The 18145-nt window shown below is 37.2% G+C and carries 12 protein-coding genes and 1 tRNA gene; 9 read left to right on the top strand and 4 right to left on the bottom strand.

From position 1 onward, the window contains the following. On the bottom strand, nucleotides 1-1038 hold a 1038-nt coding region (locus VIH09_RS05840), incomplete at its 3' end, for an acyl-CoA dehydrogenase family protein (RefSeq protein ID WP_331578832.1). 213 nt (nucleotides 1039-1251) lie between these two features. Between VIH09_RS05840 and VIH09_RS05835 the strand changes: the two genes are divergently transcribed. From VIH09_RS05835 to VIH09_RS05800, 8 genes are all read left to right on the top strand, one after another. After that, nucleotides 1252-2322, top strand: coding sequence for an anhydro-N-acetylmuramic acid kinase (locus tag VIH09_RS05835; RefSeq protein WP_331578830.1), 1071 nt, complete (start codon nucleotides 1252-1254; stop codon nucleotides 2320-2322). Between the two features lie 68 nt (nucleotides 2323-2390). Beyond that, nucleotides 2391-3617 (top strand): Glu/Leu/Phe/Val dehydrogenase dimerization domain-containing protein, encoded by a 1227-nt coding sequence (locus tag VIH09_RS05830; RefSeq protein ID WP_331578828.1) that lies wholly within the window; start codon nucleotides 2391-2393, stop codon nucleotides 3615-3617. 236 nt (nucleotides 3618-3853) lie between these two features. Further along, nucleotides 3854-4558: a MotA/TolQ/ExbB proton channel family protein gene (locus VIH09_RS05825; protein ID WP_331578826.1), complete on the top strand. Its 705-nt coding sequence runs from the start codon at nucleotides 3854-3856 to the stop codon at nucleotides 4556-4558. 85 nt (nucleotides 4559-4643) lie between these two features. Beyond that, nucleotides 4644-5036 (top strand): biopolymer transporter ExbD, encoded by a 393-nt coding sequence (locus tag VIH09_RS05820; protein WP_331578824.1) that lies wholly within the window; start codon nucleotides 4644-4646, stop codon nucleotides 5034-5036. Between the two features lie 34 nt (nucleotides 5037-5070). Further along, a complete protein-coding gene (locus tag VIH09_RS05815) occupies nucleotides 5071-5868 on the top strand; it encodes an energy transducer TonB (protein ID WP_331578822.1) in 798 nt (265 codons plus the stop codon). 47 nt (nucleotides 5869-5915) lie between these two features. Then, nucleotides 5916-7151: a folylpolyglutamate synthase/dihydrofolate synthase family protein gene (locus VIH09_RS05810; protein ID WP_331578820.1), complete on the top strand. Its 1236-nt coding sequence runs from the start codon at nucleotides 5916-5918 to the stop codon at nucleotides 7149-7151. Nucleotides 7152-7260: 109 nt separating this feature from the next. Continuing rightward, complete coding sequence (locus VIH09_RS05805) at nucleotides 7261-8058, top strand: hypothetical protein (protein ID WP_331578818.1); 798 nt, start codon at nucleotides 7261-7263, stop codon at nucleotides 8056-8058. Between the two features lie 197 nt (nucleotides 8059-8255). Continuing rightward, nucleotides 8256-8330: transfer RNA gene (locus VIH09_RS05800), tRNA-Val, on the top strand. 161 nt (nucleotides 8331-8491) lie between these two features. Here the strand turns inward: VIH09_RS05800 and VIH09_RS05795 are convergent. The 3 genes from VIH09_RS05795 to gldJ all read right to left on the bottom strand — a co-directional run bounded on the left by VIH09_RS05795 (nucleotide 8492) and on the right by gldJ (nucleotide 14071). Further along, the gene (locus tag VIH09_RS05795; RefSeq protein ID WP_331578816.1) at nucleotides 8492-10753 is read right to left on the bottom strand and encodes an acyl-CoA dehydrogenase; all 2262 of its coding nucleotides are present in this window, start codon (nucleotides 10751-10753) and stop codon (nucleotides 8492-8494) included. 286 nt (nucleotides 10754-11039) lie between these two features. Further along, nucleotides 11040-12326, bottom strand: a complete 1287-nt coding sequence (locus VIH09_RS05790) for a UDP-N-acetylmuramoyl-tripeptide--D-alanyl-D-alanine ligase (protein WP_331578814.1) — start codon at nucleotides 12324-12326, stop codon at nucleotides 11040-11042. Between the two features lie 68 nt (nucleotides 12327-12394). Continuing rightward, a complete protein-coding gene (gene gldJ, locus VIH09_RS05785; RefSeq protein ID WP_331578812.1) occupies nucleotides 12395-14071 on the bottom strand; it encodes a gliding motility lipoprotein GldJ in 1677 nt (558 codons plus the stop codon). 212 nt (nucleotides 14072-14283) lie between these two features. Between gldJ and porU the strand changes: the two genes are divergently transcribed. Then, nucleotides 14284-18114, top strand: a complete 3831-nt coding sequence (gene porU / locus VIH09_RS05780; RefSeq protein ID WP_331578810.1) for a type IX secretion system sortase PorU — start codon at nucleotides 14284-14286, stop codon at nucleotides 18112-18114. The last annotated feature ends 31 nt before the right edge of the window (nucleotides 18115-18145 follow it).

Below are 18145 nucleotides of genomic sequence, written 5' to 3'. Positions count from 1 at the left end.
TTCTGCCACATATCCATTTCCACCGTGAATTTGCACGGCTTCAATTGTGGTGTCCATAGCGGTTTGGGAAGCGAATAATTTCGCCATTGCACCTGATTGGGAAATGTCTTTCCCTTCGTCTTTTTCGCTCGCCGCTTTAAGGCACAGCATTTTGGCTGCCATAATTTGTGTCGCCATATCGGCCAATTTAAAAGCTATGGCTTGGTGTTTGAAAATTTCTTTGCCAAACGCTTTACGTTCCTGAGAATACTTCAACGCCAATTCATATGAACCCGTGGCTATTCCCAAAGCTTGCGACGCAATTCCAATTCTTCCGCCATTTAAGACGCTCATGGCAAAATTGAATCCGAATCCATCTGCTCCTATTCTGTTTTCCTTTGGTACTTTCACATCATTAAAAAGCAAAGAGTGCGTATCGGATCCGCGAATCCCCATTTTCTTTTCTTTTGGACCAATATCAAATCCAGCCCAACCTTTTTCAACTATAAAAGCATTGATTCCTTTATGTCCTTTTTCTATATCTGTTTGCGCAATAATAATATATGTCGAAGCCGAAGATCCATTTGTAATCCAGTTTTTTGTACCATTCAACAAATAATGATCGCCTTTATCTATTGCCGTAGTTTTTTGAGAAGTCGCATCAGAACCCGCTTCTGGTTCAGACAAGCAAAAAGCACCAATTACATCACCTTTGGCAAGGGGAACAAGATATTTTAATTTTTGTTCTTCATTACAGTATTTTTCTAATCCAGCACAGACTAATGAATTGTTCACAGACATGATAACTGCAGCAGAAGCATCTATTTTTGCAATTTCTGTAATTGCTAAAACATAAGAAACACTATCCAATCCAGAACCTCCGTATTTGGGGTCAACCATCATTCCTAAAAACCCAAGTTCAGCCATCTTTTTCACTTGCTCGGTTGGGAATTTCGAAAATTCATCTCTTTCAATTACCCCAGGCAACAATTCTGTTTGAGCAAAATCTCTAGCCGCTTGTTGAATCATTAACTGCTCTTCTGTTAGATTAAAATCCATAACTATTTAACTTTTTTATTAATTTGTTAATTCTTCTTAAACATTGAAAATCATAAATCCACAAGTGAAATCTGGACCTATTTATTTGCTATTTTAACGAACAATTGACGATTATTTTACATTGTTTAAATTATCCTGCTTTTTGTTTAAATAAAGTAGGCAAAGATACTTTTTTCTTGTGAAATTATCAATTTTGATTTGTAAATTTGACCTATGAAAGAGGATTATTACAACGTTATAGGAGTTATGTCAGGAACATCGCTTGACGGAGTCGATTTGGCCCATGTACAATTCCACAAAAACAACAAGACATGGACCTTTAAAATTCTAGAAAGCGAAACAGTTTCCTACAATAAGGACTGGGAGGCCATTCTAAAGTCGGCAGTAGATTTTTCTGAAGTTGAGCTAAAAAAAACGAACCAAGAATACACCAAACTTCTGGCATGCGTTATTTCTAGTTTTATAGAAAAACATAAAATTGAAAATCTCGACGCCGTCTGTTCGCATGGTCATACCATTTTGCATCAACCTCAAAAGGGCGTAACACTGCAAATTGGAAACTTACCCGAAATCTCTAGCTTGACTCATCAAGTGGTCGTTTGTGATTTTAGAGCGCAAGATGTTCTGCTGGGAGGACAGGGAGCCCCTTTGGTACCTATAGGTGACCGAATTTTATTTCCTGAATACGATTACTGCATGAATTTAGGTGGTTTTTCGAATGTCTCTTTTGAAGAAAATGGAAAGCGCATTGCTTTTGACATTTCTCCTGTAAATACCGTTTTAAATTTTTACGCCAATCAATTGGGATTGGATTATGACGACAACGGATCTATATCCAGGTCAGGAAAAATCAATCAAAAATTATTGGACGAACTAAACGGCCTTCCTTACTATCAAACAAAATACCCGAAATCACTGGGATTTGAATTTGTCAAAGAAACTGTATTACCCCTTATCGAAAACTTTAAAATAAACATTGAAGACAAATTAAGGACATTCACGGAGCATGCAGCCATTCAAATAGCATTGGCGCTGCCAAATAAAAAAGGCAGTCTCTTTGTAACTGGTGGCGGCGCATACAACGGATTCCTTATTGAAAGAATTCAAGCCCATCTTCCCGAGATAAAAATCATAATCCCTGCTGCCAAAATTCTGGAATTCAAGGAAGCTCTGATTTTTGCTTTGCTAGGAATATTGAAACTACGTGGAGAAAACAACGTATTATCTAGCGTAACAGGGGCAAATAAGGATCATAGTTCGGGCGTAATTTACGACTTGAAATAAAACACAAAATACACAATTCACATTATTCTATTTTTTATATTTGTCCAAATTAAATATATCGCAACGAAATGAAAGATTTACTGAAGAAATTCGAAAATAAAGAACCTGAAATTGTATTTAACTGGAAAGATGCCGAAACAGAAGCCGAAGGCTGGACAGTGATCAATTCACTTCGTGGTGGTGCAGCTGGTGGTGGTACAAGGATGAGAAAAGGATTGGATATAAATGAGGTATTGTCTTTGGCAAAAACGATGGAAGTAAAATTCACGGTGTCTGGACCAGCTATTGGTGGTGCTAAATCTGGAATCAACTTTGATCCAAATGACCCTAGAAAAAAAGGCGTGTTGCAACGTTGGTATAAAGCGGTATCGCCACTTTTGAAAAGTTACTATGGAACTGGCGGAGATTTGAATGTGGATGAAATTCACGAAGTAATCCCTATGACTGAAGAATGTGGAGTTTGGCATCCGCAAGAAGGAGTTTTCAATGGTCATTTTAAACCTACCGAAGCTGACAAAATCAATAGAATTGGTCAACTGCGTCAAGGAGTGGTTAAAGTAATCGAAAATCCGAAATTCTCTCCAGATGTAGCAAAAAAATATACCATTGCCGATATGATTACAGGTTATGGTGTTGCTGAGGCGGTTCGCCACTTCTACTCTATATATGGTGGAGATGTAAAAGGAAAAAAAGCGATTGTACAAGGTTTTGGAAATGTAGGATCGGCTGCCGCTTTCTATTTAGCCGAGATGGGTGCTAAAGTTATCGGTATAATCGATAGAGATGGTGGATTAATCAATGAAGAGGGATTCACTTTTGAAGAGATAAGATCATTGTTTCTTGCAAAAGACGGTAATAAATTGGTTGCAGAGAACATGATTCCTTTTGAAGAAATCAATGAAAAAATATGGACAATTGGTGCTGAAATATTTACTCCTTGTGCAGCTTCAAGATTAGTTGCTCAATCTCAAATTGACAGCTTAATTACTAATGGCCTGGAAGTTATTTCTTGTGGTGCCAATGTTCCTTTTGCTGATAAAGAAATCTTTTTTGGTTCAATAATGGAAGACGTAGACCACAAAGTGAGTTTGATTCCTGACTTTATTTCAAATTGTGGTATGGCAAGAGTTTTCGCCTATTTCATGGAAAAGAAAGTCCAAATGACTGATGAAGCCATTTTCCAAGACACTTCAACAACAATCAAAAACGCTATCGAAAAAGCGCATGCTTTAAATAGCTCAAAAACAAACATTAGTGCTACCGCTTTTGAAATTGCATTAAAACAATTGGTATAAGCCATTTGATTTTGTTCGTTTCAATTTTTGAATAGCCAGCAATAGTACTTGTTAGTCAGTTCGATCAAATCGCCGTAACGCGAATTTATCGAACTGATTTTTTTTTGCCGGGTCCCAAACTTGGCCCGAATTTTGAAGAATGACAGCAGAATCAATAAATGTTTGTTTGATATTATAATCTCAAAAACCAACAATTTTTATAATATATTAGCGTTTCAATAATAAAGAAAATTTGTATGAGTATATTGCTACAAACGGACACCCTGTCCGTTGCACGTGAAAGTTTGGCTGAGGCCGTTCCTGTTGAGAAAACTTTATCCATTATTGAATTATTAACTAGCGGAGGACTAGCAGGTCAGATCATTATGATTTCCTTATTCCTTATGTTTTTTGTTGCGTTGTACTTGTATTTTGAACGCCTGATGGCAATCAATTCAGCATCAAAAATTGACGTCAACTTTATGGGGCAAATTCGGGACAACATTCGAAACGGACGTATCGACAACGCTAAAATAGCTTGTGCGCACTTTAACTCTCCTGTTTCCAGATTGATTGAAAAAGGAATTTCCAGAATAGGCAAGCCTCTTGACGATATCAACACCGCAATTGAAAATGCAGGTAAATTAGAAATTTACAAGCTCGAGAAAAACACAAGTATGTTAGCTACCATTTCTGGTGCGGGCCCAATGACAGGTTTCTTAGGGACGGTTGTAGGAATGATTCAAGCGTTTCATAAAATGGCAAGTTCGGGTGGTCAAATTGAAGTCGGAGCACTTTCAGAAGGTATTTACACCGCAATGACGACCACGGTGGTCGGTTTGGTAGTTGGAATTATCGCTTACGTAGGATACAATCACTTGGTTGTAAAAACTGATAAAATTGTTCATCAGATGGAAGCCAATGCGGTTGACTTTTTGGACTTATTAAACGATCCTGCATAATTTATGAAATCCGCTTGACCCAAAAAACACAGTCATTACTTTCACCGCATGAGTTATAGCGATAAAAAATAAACACAATCTACTTATGAATTTAAGAGGACGAAATAAAGTGAGTGCCGAATTCAATATGTCATCGATGACAGACATTGTATTCTTATTACTGATATTCTTTATGCTAACATCGACCATGGTTACCACAAACGCCTTGGACTTAGTACTGCCTAAAGCAAAAGGAAAAACAGACAGCAACAAAAATATCGCCGTAAGCATCAATAAAAAACTAGAGTTTTTCATTGACAAAGAGCCCGTATCGGAAACTGAATTAGAATCAAAATTATTGTCATTATTTTCAGCTGACAAGACTAAAGCCATTGTTTTAAGAGCCGAAGAAGGTGTACCAATTGAGAAAGCGGTCAATGTTTTGGATATCGCAAACAGAAACCAAATCAAAGTTGTATTGGCAGTTAGGCCAAAATAGTCCGAATTGAGCTTCAAAAAAAGATAGATTCTACATGAAATATTTAAAAACAGAAGAAGAAAAAAAATCATTCGTCATCACATCGATTCTTTTTGTGATCATGTTTATTTTGTTTTTTTACTTGGGATTAACTTCTCTGGACCCTCCTCCTGAAAATGGAATCGCCATAAACTTTGGAACAACTGAATTTGGATCGGGAGACATACAACCTACTGAAGCCATCCAATCAGCCCCTAAAACCACCGCTGCAAAGCAGGCAGCTTCAAGCGAGGACGAAATACTTTCTCAAGACATTGAGGAAGCCGTTGTAATGAAGCAAGTCAAAAAAGCACAGCCTACGAAAGAAGTGGCCAAAGCAGAAGTTAAACCAAAACCAAAAGAAAGTCCCAAACCCTCAAAAAGCACTTCGGATGCCTTATCGAGTTTAATAAACGGACCCAAATCAGACGGAAAAGCAAAAGGAGGCGAAGGCAATGACAATGTTGCCGGCGACAAAGGGAGTCTGAACGGCGATCCTTATGCCAACAGCTACTATGGTTCTGGAAGCGGAACCGGTAATGGAAGCGGATGGGGCTTGAACGGAAGAAGTATCAGCTCGCGAGGCAAAGAAGTACAAAAATGCAATGAATTTGGCACTGTGGTGGTACAAATTACAGTAAACAGAAATGGAAATGTTATTGCAGCCAAATACACTAAGGGAACCACAAATACAAACCCATGCCTTGTGGAACCCGCATTGGCAACAGCCAGAAAATACAAATGGCAAGCTGACTCCAATGCTCCCGCAACCCAAATAGGTTTTATCACTGTAAACTTCAAATTAGGAGAATAATATTTATTTGAAAATTGGACTCAATTTTTTTAACCTTGAAAAAAACAATGAATTATCAAGAAACCACAGAATGGATGTTTAACCAGCTTCCTATGTATCAACTTCAAGGTGCATCGGCCTATAAAAAGGATTTAACGAACATTCATCTCCTGGTCAATCACCTCGATAATCCGCATATTGATTTAAAATTTGTTCATGTTGCGGGGACCAACGGTAAAGGTTCAACTTCACACATGTTATCCTCGATACTACAAGAAGCTGGCTACAAAGTTGGACTATACACTTCCCCTCACTTAAAAGACTTTAGAGAGCGCGTAAAAATAAACGGATTAGAAATTTCAGAAAATTTTGCATGTGACTTTATCAATACGAATAAACCCTTTTTTGAATCTAATGAGATAAGCTTTTTCGAAATGAGTGTTGGCCTTGCATTTGATTATTTTTCGAAAGAAAAAGTGGATATCGCCATCATAGAAGTTGGAATGGGCGGAAGACTTGATGCAACCAATATTATCAGACCGCTTGTATCGGTGATTACAAATATAGGATTGGATCACACCCAGTTTTTAGGAAATACCCTTCAGGCCGTTGCCTATGAAAAAGCGGGAATTATCAAACCTGAAATACCAGTTGTTATAGGAGAATACACGGCCGAAACAAAGGAAGTATTTATTACCAAAGCGGAAGAATGCAATTCTGAAATTTATTTTGCTTCAGATTTAATTTCAGAAACCTATCCTTCCGATCTAATTGGGGATTATCAAGCACACAATAAAAAAACTGCCCTTCTGACCATCGATATCCTAAATGCACAGAAAGAATTTAGTATTAGCCAAACCAATATTGAAAAAGGACTCCTAAATGTTGTGAGGAATACTGGTCTCCAAGGGAGGTGGCAACAACTGGGAGAATTCCCAAAAATCATTTGCGATACTGCCCACAACAAAGACGGACTGTCTATAGCACTACGTCAAATCGAAAAAGAGACTTTTGAAAAGTTACATATCGTATTGGGAGTTGTTAATGATAAAGATCTAAATGAAATCTTACCGTTATTCCCAAAAAACGCCATTTACTATTTTTGCAAACCCAATATTCCTCGAGGTTTGCAAGCGGAAATCTTACAAACAAAAGCCGAGAATTTTAACCTGATCGGAAACGTTTATAACTCGGTAACCGAAGCGTATCAATCAGCTAAGAATAACGCCACAAAAAGCGATTTTATTTACGTTGGAGGAAGCACTTTTGTAGTCGCAGAATTAGATTTAAACAAAAGATTTTAAATTCTGTTACATTTCGTATTAAAAAAATATTAAACCCCTAAGTTTTTGACTGTTAATGTGTTAAATTTAATGATTGTTTTATTAATTAATCATTTAATACAAATTTATCATGAAAAAAAGTAAAAATTTAGTATTAGGAATGTTAATTTTAACCCTCCTATTGAGCGTCAAAATACATGCTCAAGAAGTCCCAAAACCCGTATATGTTACGGTAACCACTTTACATCGCAACTTAGATGCCGACAGAAAGGATTGGCTAAAAACCGAGCAGGAATACTTTGATAAAGTAACCAGCAAGAATGATTTAATAATAGGTTCTGAAGTTCTGAACCATTATTATACCGCTAATAGCTCAGAAGTTTTACTTGTTTCGGCTTTTAATACCTGGGAAGATATCGAAAAAGCAAATGACATCACTAACGACTTAATCAAGAAAGGATGGCCGGACGAAAACGCAAGAAAAGCGTTTTTTGACAAATACAATAGTTATTATGGGCCTATGCATTCGGACGAAATATATACCTCTGTTGCCGCTGGAGTTAAAGAACTTGAAACAACTTCGAAAGAACCCATGGTAGTCTATGTTCGAATATCTCAAATGTCTCTAAATGGCCAAGGTAAAGGTTTGAAAGAATTTAATGAAAAAGTAACGCTGAAAAATCCTTTTATAAAAGCGTATTATCCTCACCGTCATGCATGGGGTGCCGATAATAGGGATTTTTTAGAAGCCTTTTTTTACGATTCACTTGGCGACCTGGAAAAATCGAGCGACAAACAAACGGAGTTAATAAATGCCGCTTGGCCTAAGGAAGACGAAAGAAAAGCCTACATGACGGAAATCAACAAAGCGTTCACTGGTATCCATGGCGATTACATTTACCATAACGAACCTTCTTTGCGCAAATAATTTGGTGTTCCGCATACAATCTGCGGTTTAAATTGAACTTCCGATATTTTTAATTTAACCACAACAAATTTAAAATCAATGAAATATAACTACGCTTAAAAATTTATTAAAATTTGTACATAAATATTTTGCATAAGCGAAAAACTAGCCTATATTTGCACTCGCAATAAGGAAATGCAAATTACCAAATTGCACCAGGGCAATTAGCTCAGCTGGTTCAGAGCACCTCGTTTACACCGAGGGGGTCGGGGGTTCGAACCCCTCATTGCCCACAAAAAACTCCATTAGAAATAGTGGAGTTTTTTTATGCCTAATTTCAAGTAAAACTTTCAGCATAAGGCATCAATCTCTCACAAACAAAAGATTATACAAAGGACGAATAATTTTAATTGAGTCAAATTAATATCCCAAAAAAAACAGAATAGAGCTTAGATTAATGTAAAGCAATTGGTGCAGCAAGGCAACTTTTCGGAATGTCAAACGCTTCAACCAAAGAAACTGCATCCGGTCTGATGTCCCAGCAAAGTTGATTTACCATCTTACGGATTGCTTTCGTCTTTACTCCTTCCATATAGCCGTCTTCAAGATACCAGCCTTTATTCTTTTCTATCTCAGAAAGCGCATACAATTGGCACAACTTTGATACTATATCTTTGCACTTTTTATCCTTAATCGATTGTACAGCTGTCTGGAATTGTTCAAGTATTATTAGTTCGAGATAAGCTTGGGAAACATCAATCATCTGATGTTGTACCACATTAAATGCATCATAAGGCTCAAGTCCTCCATCAATGAGTTTTTTAAGCCTTTTTCCCGCAGAGGCCAACGTCGTTTTTTCCCTATACCGAAAAGCATTTAAATGAAACTGGGCATCGAGCAAATGCTCTTCATCGGTTTCTCGAGTTATTATCAGGTTTTTTTCAGAAATTGCGGTCTTGGCATTCTCATAAACGTAATTGATTATTCCTATTGCGTCCATTTCTCCAAAAGATTTACGAAACTCCGATAGGCGATTCTTAGCAACCAATTGCATTAATACAGTATTGTCGCCTTCAAAAGTGGTATAAATTTCGGTATCATTTTTTAAGGTATCAATACGGTTTTCTGATAAATATCCTTTGCCACCACAGGCTTCTCGGCACTCCTGCAATGTATCTCTTGTACTCCATGTCGAATAGGCTTTCATTCCTGCAGCAAGAGCCTCGATTTCCTGCATTTCAGATTCATTTTTATTAATGAATCGATTAGTGAGATATTGCAAGGCAAAATGAATCGCATAGGTTTTTGCCAACAATGGAAATAGTCTGCGTTGGTGTATACGGTAATTTAAAATTGACACTTCAGAACCGCCTTCAGGACCAAATTGCTTGCGCTTGTCGCTATATATAATTGCTATTGTCAATCCTGATTTGGCCGCAGCCAATGCAGAACGCGGAATCCCAATTCTACCTCCTACCAAAGTCCCAAGCATGGTAAAAAACCGTCGGTTATCGCTTGGAATCGGACTTTCAAATTCCCCTTTTTCATTTATTGAGGCAAACCGGTCTAGCATATTTTCTTTCGGAATGACAACCTTTTCAAAACGAATCGTACCGTTATCCACGCCATTAAGCCCCATTTTAAGTCCGCAATCACCAATAATAATACCTTTCAGTACCCTGCCGTTAATGTCACGCAATGGTACGATAAAGGCATTAATCCCATAATCATTACCGTCAATGATTAATTTTGCAAAAACTGTAGCCTTCTGACCGTGTTTTGCCGCATTCCCAATATATTCTTTCTGCGCATCTATATTCGGTGTCTGAATAGTAAATGTCTGGTCATCGTGATTATAGGTCGCTGTTGTTTCAAGTTCTTTGACATTAGAGCCATGATTGGTTTCAGTCATTGCAAAACATCCAGGTAATTTTAACGAACCGATATCCTTTAAGTATTTTATATAATGTTTTTCTGTACCAAGTGATTGTATGCTCATACCCCAAAGTCCAAATTGTACTCCAAATTTGATCACCAAGCTTAAATCATGGTAACTTAAGGTTTCCATGATGGAAAAATAATCAGCCAGATTTCCGCCTCCTCCATATTTCTTTGGATACGCCATATTCCCAAAGTTTTCTTTGGCCAGAATTTTGCACCAATCATATACTTTTTCACGGTAGACATCACTGTCGGTCGAGGTTTCGTAGGCAAATTCCGGACGGCTAATGATTGCTTTTACCTTCTTGATAATGAAGGCCTGTTTCCCATCCAGAATCCTCGCCAGTATTTCAGTATCGAACCTCTTGGCTGCCTGATAATTTGAAGTAATAATGTTCGAAGACGTTTTGAAAACCCCGATAACTTCTTTATCTAAAATTCCGAGGTCATTTTCAAGTTTTATAAATGCAGGTCCTAAGTCTGCAATAGCTTTGTCGTTTTCTGAAAGCCTTATAGAAATATCAAAAATGGACCTAACTGAAGGTTTCTCTTGAATAATTTTCTCAATTTGCGATTTCCAATCAATAAGCTGTCCACGTGACGGTGGGGCCGAAACATTCACTTCCGCAAAAAGCAATTCCTTCTCCTTTTCGGAAAGCCAATTCTGCAAACTAATAAACTCTCGCAAAGTCAAAAACTCTTTTGGGGTCAAGAGATCGTCTGACCAAACAAGATAAAAAAGAGGAATAAAAGCCCTAAGTTTTGGATTCGTCATACGATTTTAAATTTTAAACCTTGGTTAAGATAGCACTATTTAACTACTAATGCATTTAAATAATGTTATAGCTGTAAATTCCGCAGACACAACAATTTTTCCAATAGATATAAAAACACTTCGCATGCAGTTGCTAAAACCATTTTAATGCAATATTGACTCGAAAAAACGAAATAATGCAAGACCAAATAAAAAAAGTCGCCGGTTTCTACTCTAAAATCACATTAAAAAAAACACCATCGAAATTCAACTCGATGGTGCTTTTATTTATTTCAAAAATGTAGTTTTAAGACAGATGCTCCACTGTTCTCTCTAACGCCATTCCTCTTGAACCTTTTATGAGAATTGTACTGTCTTCTATTTTTGTTTCTTTCAAAAAATTAGAAAAGGCATCAAATGTCTCGTAAAAATAAAAATGGGGTTTACTGATTTGGTTGGCATAAAATGCCCTTCCAACAAAAAAACAATTCACCGCATCCTCACAAGATAGTAATTTGATGACCTCCATGTGTTCGTTTGCACTTTCATTGCCCAGTTCAAACATGTCCCCCAGAATAATCACTTTGTTAGGTTTCTCCAATTGCAAGAAATTTTCGATAGCAACAGCCATACTACTTGGATTAGCATTATAAGCATCCAGAATAATCTGGTTTGTCCCCTTTGACACTAACTGCGATCTGTTGTTCTCAGGTATATAACTCTCCAAAGCTGCCTTAATGGCCAAATCATCCACTCCGAAGAATTTTCCTATAGCAATGGCCGCATTTAAATTATTGGCGTTATATAGCCCTATTAAATGCGAGACAATCGTAACATCGGAATAAGAGACTTCAACAAACGGATCCGCTTTAATGGACTTGATTTGCAGATCTGCCTTCTCATTATTTAATCCAAACGAATAGGATCTCAAATTTTTTGACTTTTCAACTTGAATAGGGTCTTCAAGATTCACAAACGCCAGCTTATCGTTATTGGCAAGATAATGATACAGTTCACTTTTACCTTCAATAACACCGGCTGCTCCACCAAACCCTTCCAAATGTGCTTTGCCAAAATTAGTTACATACCCATAATCTGGCTTGGCCAACTCACAGAGAAATTCAATTTCTTTTTTATGGTTAGCTCCCATTTCAACGATTCCCATTTCAGTTTCTGAATTAAAGGACAGTAAAGTCAAAGGAACTCCAATATGATTGTTCAGGTTCCCCACCGTCGCTTTGGTATTATATTTTTTAGAAAGGACGACCTGAATCAATTCTTTGGTGGTTGTTTTCCCGTTACTCCCCGTAAGAGCAATAATGGGCAGTTTTAGGTATTGCCTATGAAATTTTGCCAATTCCTGCAAAGCGAACAAACTGTCTTGCACCAAAATTGTTCTTTGGTCAATATAAAACGACTCGTCGTCAATAATGACAAAAGAAGCACCCTTGGCTAATGCATCTTTGGCAAATGTATTGGCATCAAAACGCTCCCCTTTTATGGCGACAAATAATGAATTCGCCTCTATTTTTCGAGTATCAATCGAAACCGAATTGCATTTCAAAAACAAACTATGAATGTAACTGATATCCATTTAAAAATGATTTAAAAAAACAAAAGCCCTAATCAAAGGGCTTTTTGTAATTATTGTATAAGAATAATTTAATTTCTTGCAGATTTTCTTTTCTCAGCTTTTGGCCCTACCCTAGACATCGCACATCTAAATCCAATGTAATCAGTAGCCATATCTTGTGGAAAGTACCTTCTTTGTGCTGGGTCTAACCAATACGCTCTGTCTCTCCAAGAACCTCCTTTATAAACTCGTACTTTATCGTTTACCAAAGTCGTTCTTTCGCTTGACGTATCGTATTTTCTAACCATCCTTCCTAAACTGTCAGTGGTAACATTATGTTTAGGCGAATTGTACATGTTTTTAGCATCCCCTTTTTCGGTGTTTGACTCTGAGTCTCCAAAATTATAATATTTAGAAGATTGCTTATCACCATCTCTGTAGTTAATATTATTACTTTTATCGAAGTTTTGCCTCAAATATGTTTCGTTTTCATCAACCGGAACTTGCGCAATTTGACCGGGAAAGCTTCTTACGATTATTTTTCCGTTACTTAAAGTATCGTTTTTCATTGTCTCTAAAGTAACGATTTCAACTTTTCCGTCTTCTCCAATTTTATTTTTAGTGTAACGATTTCCCCTAAAATAGTTGAAGTCATTTGACTCATTGTCGATAATTGGTCTGTAAACATCGGCTACCCATTCCGCCACGTTTCCTGCCATATCATATAGTCCAAAATCATTAGCCGGATATTTCTTCACTTCATTAGTAATATCGGCACCGTCATCAGACCAACCTGCTATACCTCCGTAATCACCATTTCCTTGTTTAAAGTTAGCTAACTGATCCCCTTTGTTTTGTCTTTTCCCCGAACGGGTATAACTTCCTGACCAAGGATATTTTTTCTGTCCTTTATATATATTATATTCTCTTTGCCCTACATCAGCTGCTGCCGCATATTCCCATTCAGCTTCCGTAGGAAGTCTGTATTCCGGCAATATGATTCCCGAAGATCGTTGCGCATAAACATTTTTTTGTTCGCTCACTTTTCCGTCTTTTCCGGCTTTAGGACTTTTTCGAGCCCCTTTTGCACCTTTCAAAACTATCTCTTCATTTCCACCATAAGTCATTGTTGGAGCCATCAAATAAGTTTCAGTACTAAAAGAAGCCTCCGCGGTCACATCATCTGTTTTAGCATTCTTTTTCAAGTAGCCCTTTTTCTCTAATATAGCTTCATTGACACGGTCTGTTCTCCATTTACTGAACTCCACTGCTTGAATCCAATTCACACCAACAACTGGATAACTTGCATATGCAGGATGTCTAAGGTAATTATTAGTCATAGTTTCATTATAACCTAATCTATTTCTCCACACTAAAGTATCTGGTGAAGCACCTTCATAAATATATTTATAATTTTCTTCACTTGGAGGAAATACATTTTTCAACCAATCTAAATACTCCAAATACATAAAGTTTGTCACTTCAGTTTCGTCCATATAAAATGATTGTACATGCTGTTGAGTAGGAGTATTATTCCAATCGTGCATCACATCATCTTCCACTTTACCCATTGTAAAAGTTCCACCTTCAACAAAAACTAATCCGGGACCCGCTTCTTGTTTTTTGGCAGCCTTTTTACTGCCTACATTCCAACCGGTAGCCCTTGATGCGCTTTTTGAACTAGACTTTTTACTGCAACTGGCAAAACCTATAATCATTATCATAGATAACATTAATCGCAAGGCTGTAATTTTGTTTACTTTCATACTCTTTTAAAGGTGATAATTTAAGTGCTGCAATATAATAATTAACCATTAATCGACAACACCATATTGAATAAATTTACTTTGATGGATTATATACAAATGAATTATACAAAACAAAACGCAAATTTATACTTTTTATTATTTGTTTTTATACTAAATGCCATATTTTTACTCATTATACACTTCGATTATTAATGCAATTTAATAAAATAATGCGAAAATTACTTTTGTTTAATTTACTCCTTATTTCTTTCATCTCACATGCCCAAACTACTGGGGACGTTACTATTGAATGGCTTAAAAAAACCGAAATGTATTATGGAAATTTCAAAATCAATATCCCTCAATTTTCAGGAAACGCATACCACTATAACGCTTCTGAAAAAATGCTTTATTACACTTTAAAACTCAATGAATCCAGCTCTTTTGACGAGAACAACATTCAAATTACAAACGTGTCATATGAATCTATTCCGGCTTCAGCACTTGGCGACTTAGACATTGGAAGCATCCCGAAATCCATCACTTCTTCCTTAATTAACGCCAACTCAAGAGGAATAAAACAGTCATTTCTTAGCCTTTCGCCGATAGTGAAAAGCGAATTCGGATTTAAAAAAATCATATCCTTTTCCTATACTCTAAACAATAAAACTTCCAAGGCTTCACAAACAAATAAAATAGCAAACACCATTTCAAACTCTGTTTTATCAACTGGAGACTGGTACCGTTTTTACGTTGAAAAATCTGGGGTGTACAAAATCTCCAAAAATTTTCTGCAAGAAATAGGCCTTGACCCAAGCAATGTTGACCCCAAAAAAATCAAGATTTACGGAAATGGAGGAAAAATGCTACCCCTATCAAACGCCAGCTATTACCCTTCTGATTTAATTGAAAATGCCATTCAAGTATTTGGAGAAGATGACGGGAAATTTGACAATGATGATTACATTTTATTTTACGCCGAAGGATTGGACACTTGGAACGAAGAAAGCCAAACCCACAGTAACCTTTACGACAGCAAGTCCTATTACTATGCAACCATAAAAGGAGATGACGGAAAAAGGATGGGCGAAATGACTCAGCCGCAAGGCAGCAGCACGTTAGACTTGACTGATTTTGACGATCACCAATACCACGAATTGGATTTGGTTAACATTGCGCGCCTTGGAAGACAGTGGCTTGGGGAGTCCTTTGACATTAAACAGGAACAGGAATTTGAATTCGACTTCCCGAACATAGACACTTCTACACCAATTAAAATCACGGCAACAGCAGCCTCCGCAGCATACACTCCCACTTCATTTCAAGTGAGCGCAAACGGGCAGACTATTGGAAACATTTCATTTCCCGCGATAAATTCCAATTCCGACACGGAGTTTAACGTTGGATATCTACCTGCGAACTCTTCTTTAAACGGTTCCGAAAAAGTAAAAATAAAACTAACTTATAATAACAATGGCGTTCCGGGTTCGAAAGGTTTTTTGGACAACATCCGTCTTACCGCCAAAAGAAAACTTCAGGGCTACGGAAAACAATTCAATTTTCAATACGACCTATCGGGTTCCAACTTAGGCATTGTTAACTACAACATAACTAATGCTAGCGGGATTTCACAAGTCTGGGATATTACTGACCTATATAATGTAATGAAAGTTGAAAATTCGGGCCAAGCATCATTGTCCTTCAAAGCAAATTTAGGAGAGCTTCGCAAATACATTGCTGTAGACCCCACGGATTACTTTGTTCCTTTAAAAGACAATAAAGCTAAGATTACCAATCAAAACATAAAAGGATCCGTTTTTAAAAACAACCAGGGCGCGTTTCAAGATATAGACTATGTCATTATAACTTCCAATTCCCTAATTACTCAAGCTGAAAAATTAGCGGGTTTTCACCGCTCTCATTCAAAACTCAACGTCAAAGTCATCACCACCGAATCCATATATCAAGAGTTTTCTTCTGGGAAACAAGACATTGCTGCCATAAGAAATTGCATTAAATACATTTACGAAAACACTTCCGCTTTAGAAAAAAGGATAAAATACGTGAACCTTTTTGGGGATGCATCTTATGACTATAAAAACAGAACGGTCAACAACACCAATGTTGTTCCCATTTATCACGCCTTAAATAGCAACTCAACAGGCGAAGCCTCCTTTGCTTCCGATGACTTTTATGGCTTGATGGACAATAACGAAGGGAACATCGTTTCATTTTTTGGAGGCATAGACATCGCAGTGGGAAGAATGCTAGTAAGTAATTCCAAACAAGCAGAAGAAATGGTAAACAAAATTATAGAGTACCATGATATAAAATCATATGGCAGCTGGAGAAACAATATCACAATGATTTGTGATGACTCTGACAAACCCTCTGACGCGAGTCTACAAAACAGGCAAAACAAATTGGCCGACATAATAACAAACAACAAACCCTTCCTAAACGTCAACAAAATCATATTGGACTCCTATGCGCAAGAAGCGTCAGCAGGAGGTTTTAGGTATCCGAAAGCGCGTACGGATCTATTTAATGCTTTCGAAAAAGGCGCGTTAATCTTCAATTATCTTGGCCATGGTGGTGAAGATGGATTATCCTCAGAGCGAATTTGGGAAAAGTCCGATGGCCAAAACTTGAGTAACCAATACAAATATCCTTTATTCATTACCATAACCTGCGAGTTCTCTCGATTTGACAATCCAAGCAGACCAACGGCTGGCGAATACACCTACTGGAATCCTAAAGGCGGTGCCATTGCGATGATAACCACCATTCGAGCGATAGGCCAATATAGCGCCGAGAATTTCAACGACACATTGTCTGAAAATTTATTGTCTTTTGGTTCCAACCAATATGCATCCATCGCTGAAACTTTACGAATATCAAAAAACAACAATCCCAATTCATCAACTAATGTAGTTTTTTACATTGGAGACCCCGCCCTATTTCTGGCGATTCCGCAGCCAAAAATAAGACTAACCAAAGTCAATGACGTTTCGGTCGAGCAAACAATTGACGATTTCAAATCATTGGCTCACATGAAATTGACAGGCGAGATAACTGATGAAAATGAAAACATTCTCTCAAATTATAACGGGGAGATATCCACGACTATTTTTGACAAAACAATCCCAAGAACAACCTATAACAATGACGGAAATAGTCCGGCAATAAATTTCAACACTTTAGGGGAAACCATCTTTAGAGGAAATGCATCGGTTGCAAATGGCAGATTTGAATTTAGCTTCGTTGTCCCAAGAGATATCCGAATTCCATTAGCCAATGGCAAAATAAGTTTCTACGCCAGAAAAGACCAACTACTTGAAAATCAGACAGGTTTTGACGACAAAATAAAAATAGGCGGAATCAATGAAAATGCAGCCGCAGACAATATTAGTCCAAAAGTGAAGTTATATATGAATGATGAGACATTTGTTTCGGGCGGCATAACAAATACATCACCTTTTTTATTGGCATTTCTAGAAGACGAGAACGGAATTAATACTGCCAGTGGAATCGGTCATGATATTGTCGCAATTCTGGATGGCGACGTGAGTAATCCATACTTGTTAAACGACTACTACCAAACCAATTTAGATGATTACACCAGTGGCAGTCTGCGGTTTCCATTACGGAATTTATCCATTGGATTACACACAATAACTTTCAAGGCATGGGATGTTTATAACAATCCAATAACGGCTGAAATTCAATTTGTGGTAATGGGAAGTGACACAATAACTTTGACACATGTATTAAATTACCCTAATCCATTTGTCAATTATACTGAATTTTGGTTTTCGCACAACAGACCATATGAACCGTTGACAGTTCAGATTCAAGTAATCACTATAACGGGAAAGGTAGTTTGGACAAAAAACCAAATTATATCAACGGAGGGGTTTTTATCAAAAGAGATCACTTGGGACGGCAGAGATGACTTTGGTAACAAAATAGGAAAAGGGGTTTATATATACAAACTAAGCGTCAAATCTAGCTTAACAAATAATAAAGCCGAAAAGATTGAAAAACTTGTGATACTTTAATAAAATACTATATTTGTTTAATCAATTTTAA

This window comes from Flavobacterium sp. (genome assembly GCF_036515215.1).
Classification (GTDB): Bacteria; Bacteroidota; Bacteroidia; order Flavobacteriales; family Flavobacteriaceae; genus Flavobacterium.
This window is presented reverse-complemented; position numbering and strand designations above follow the sequence as displayed.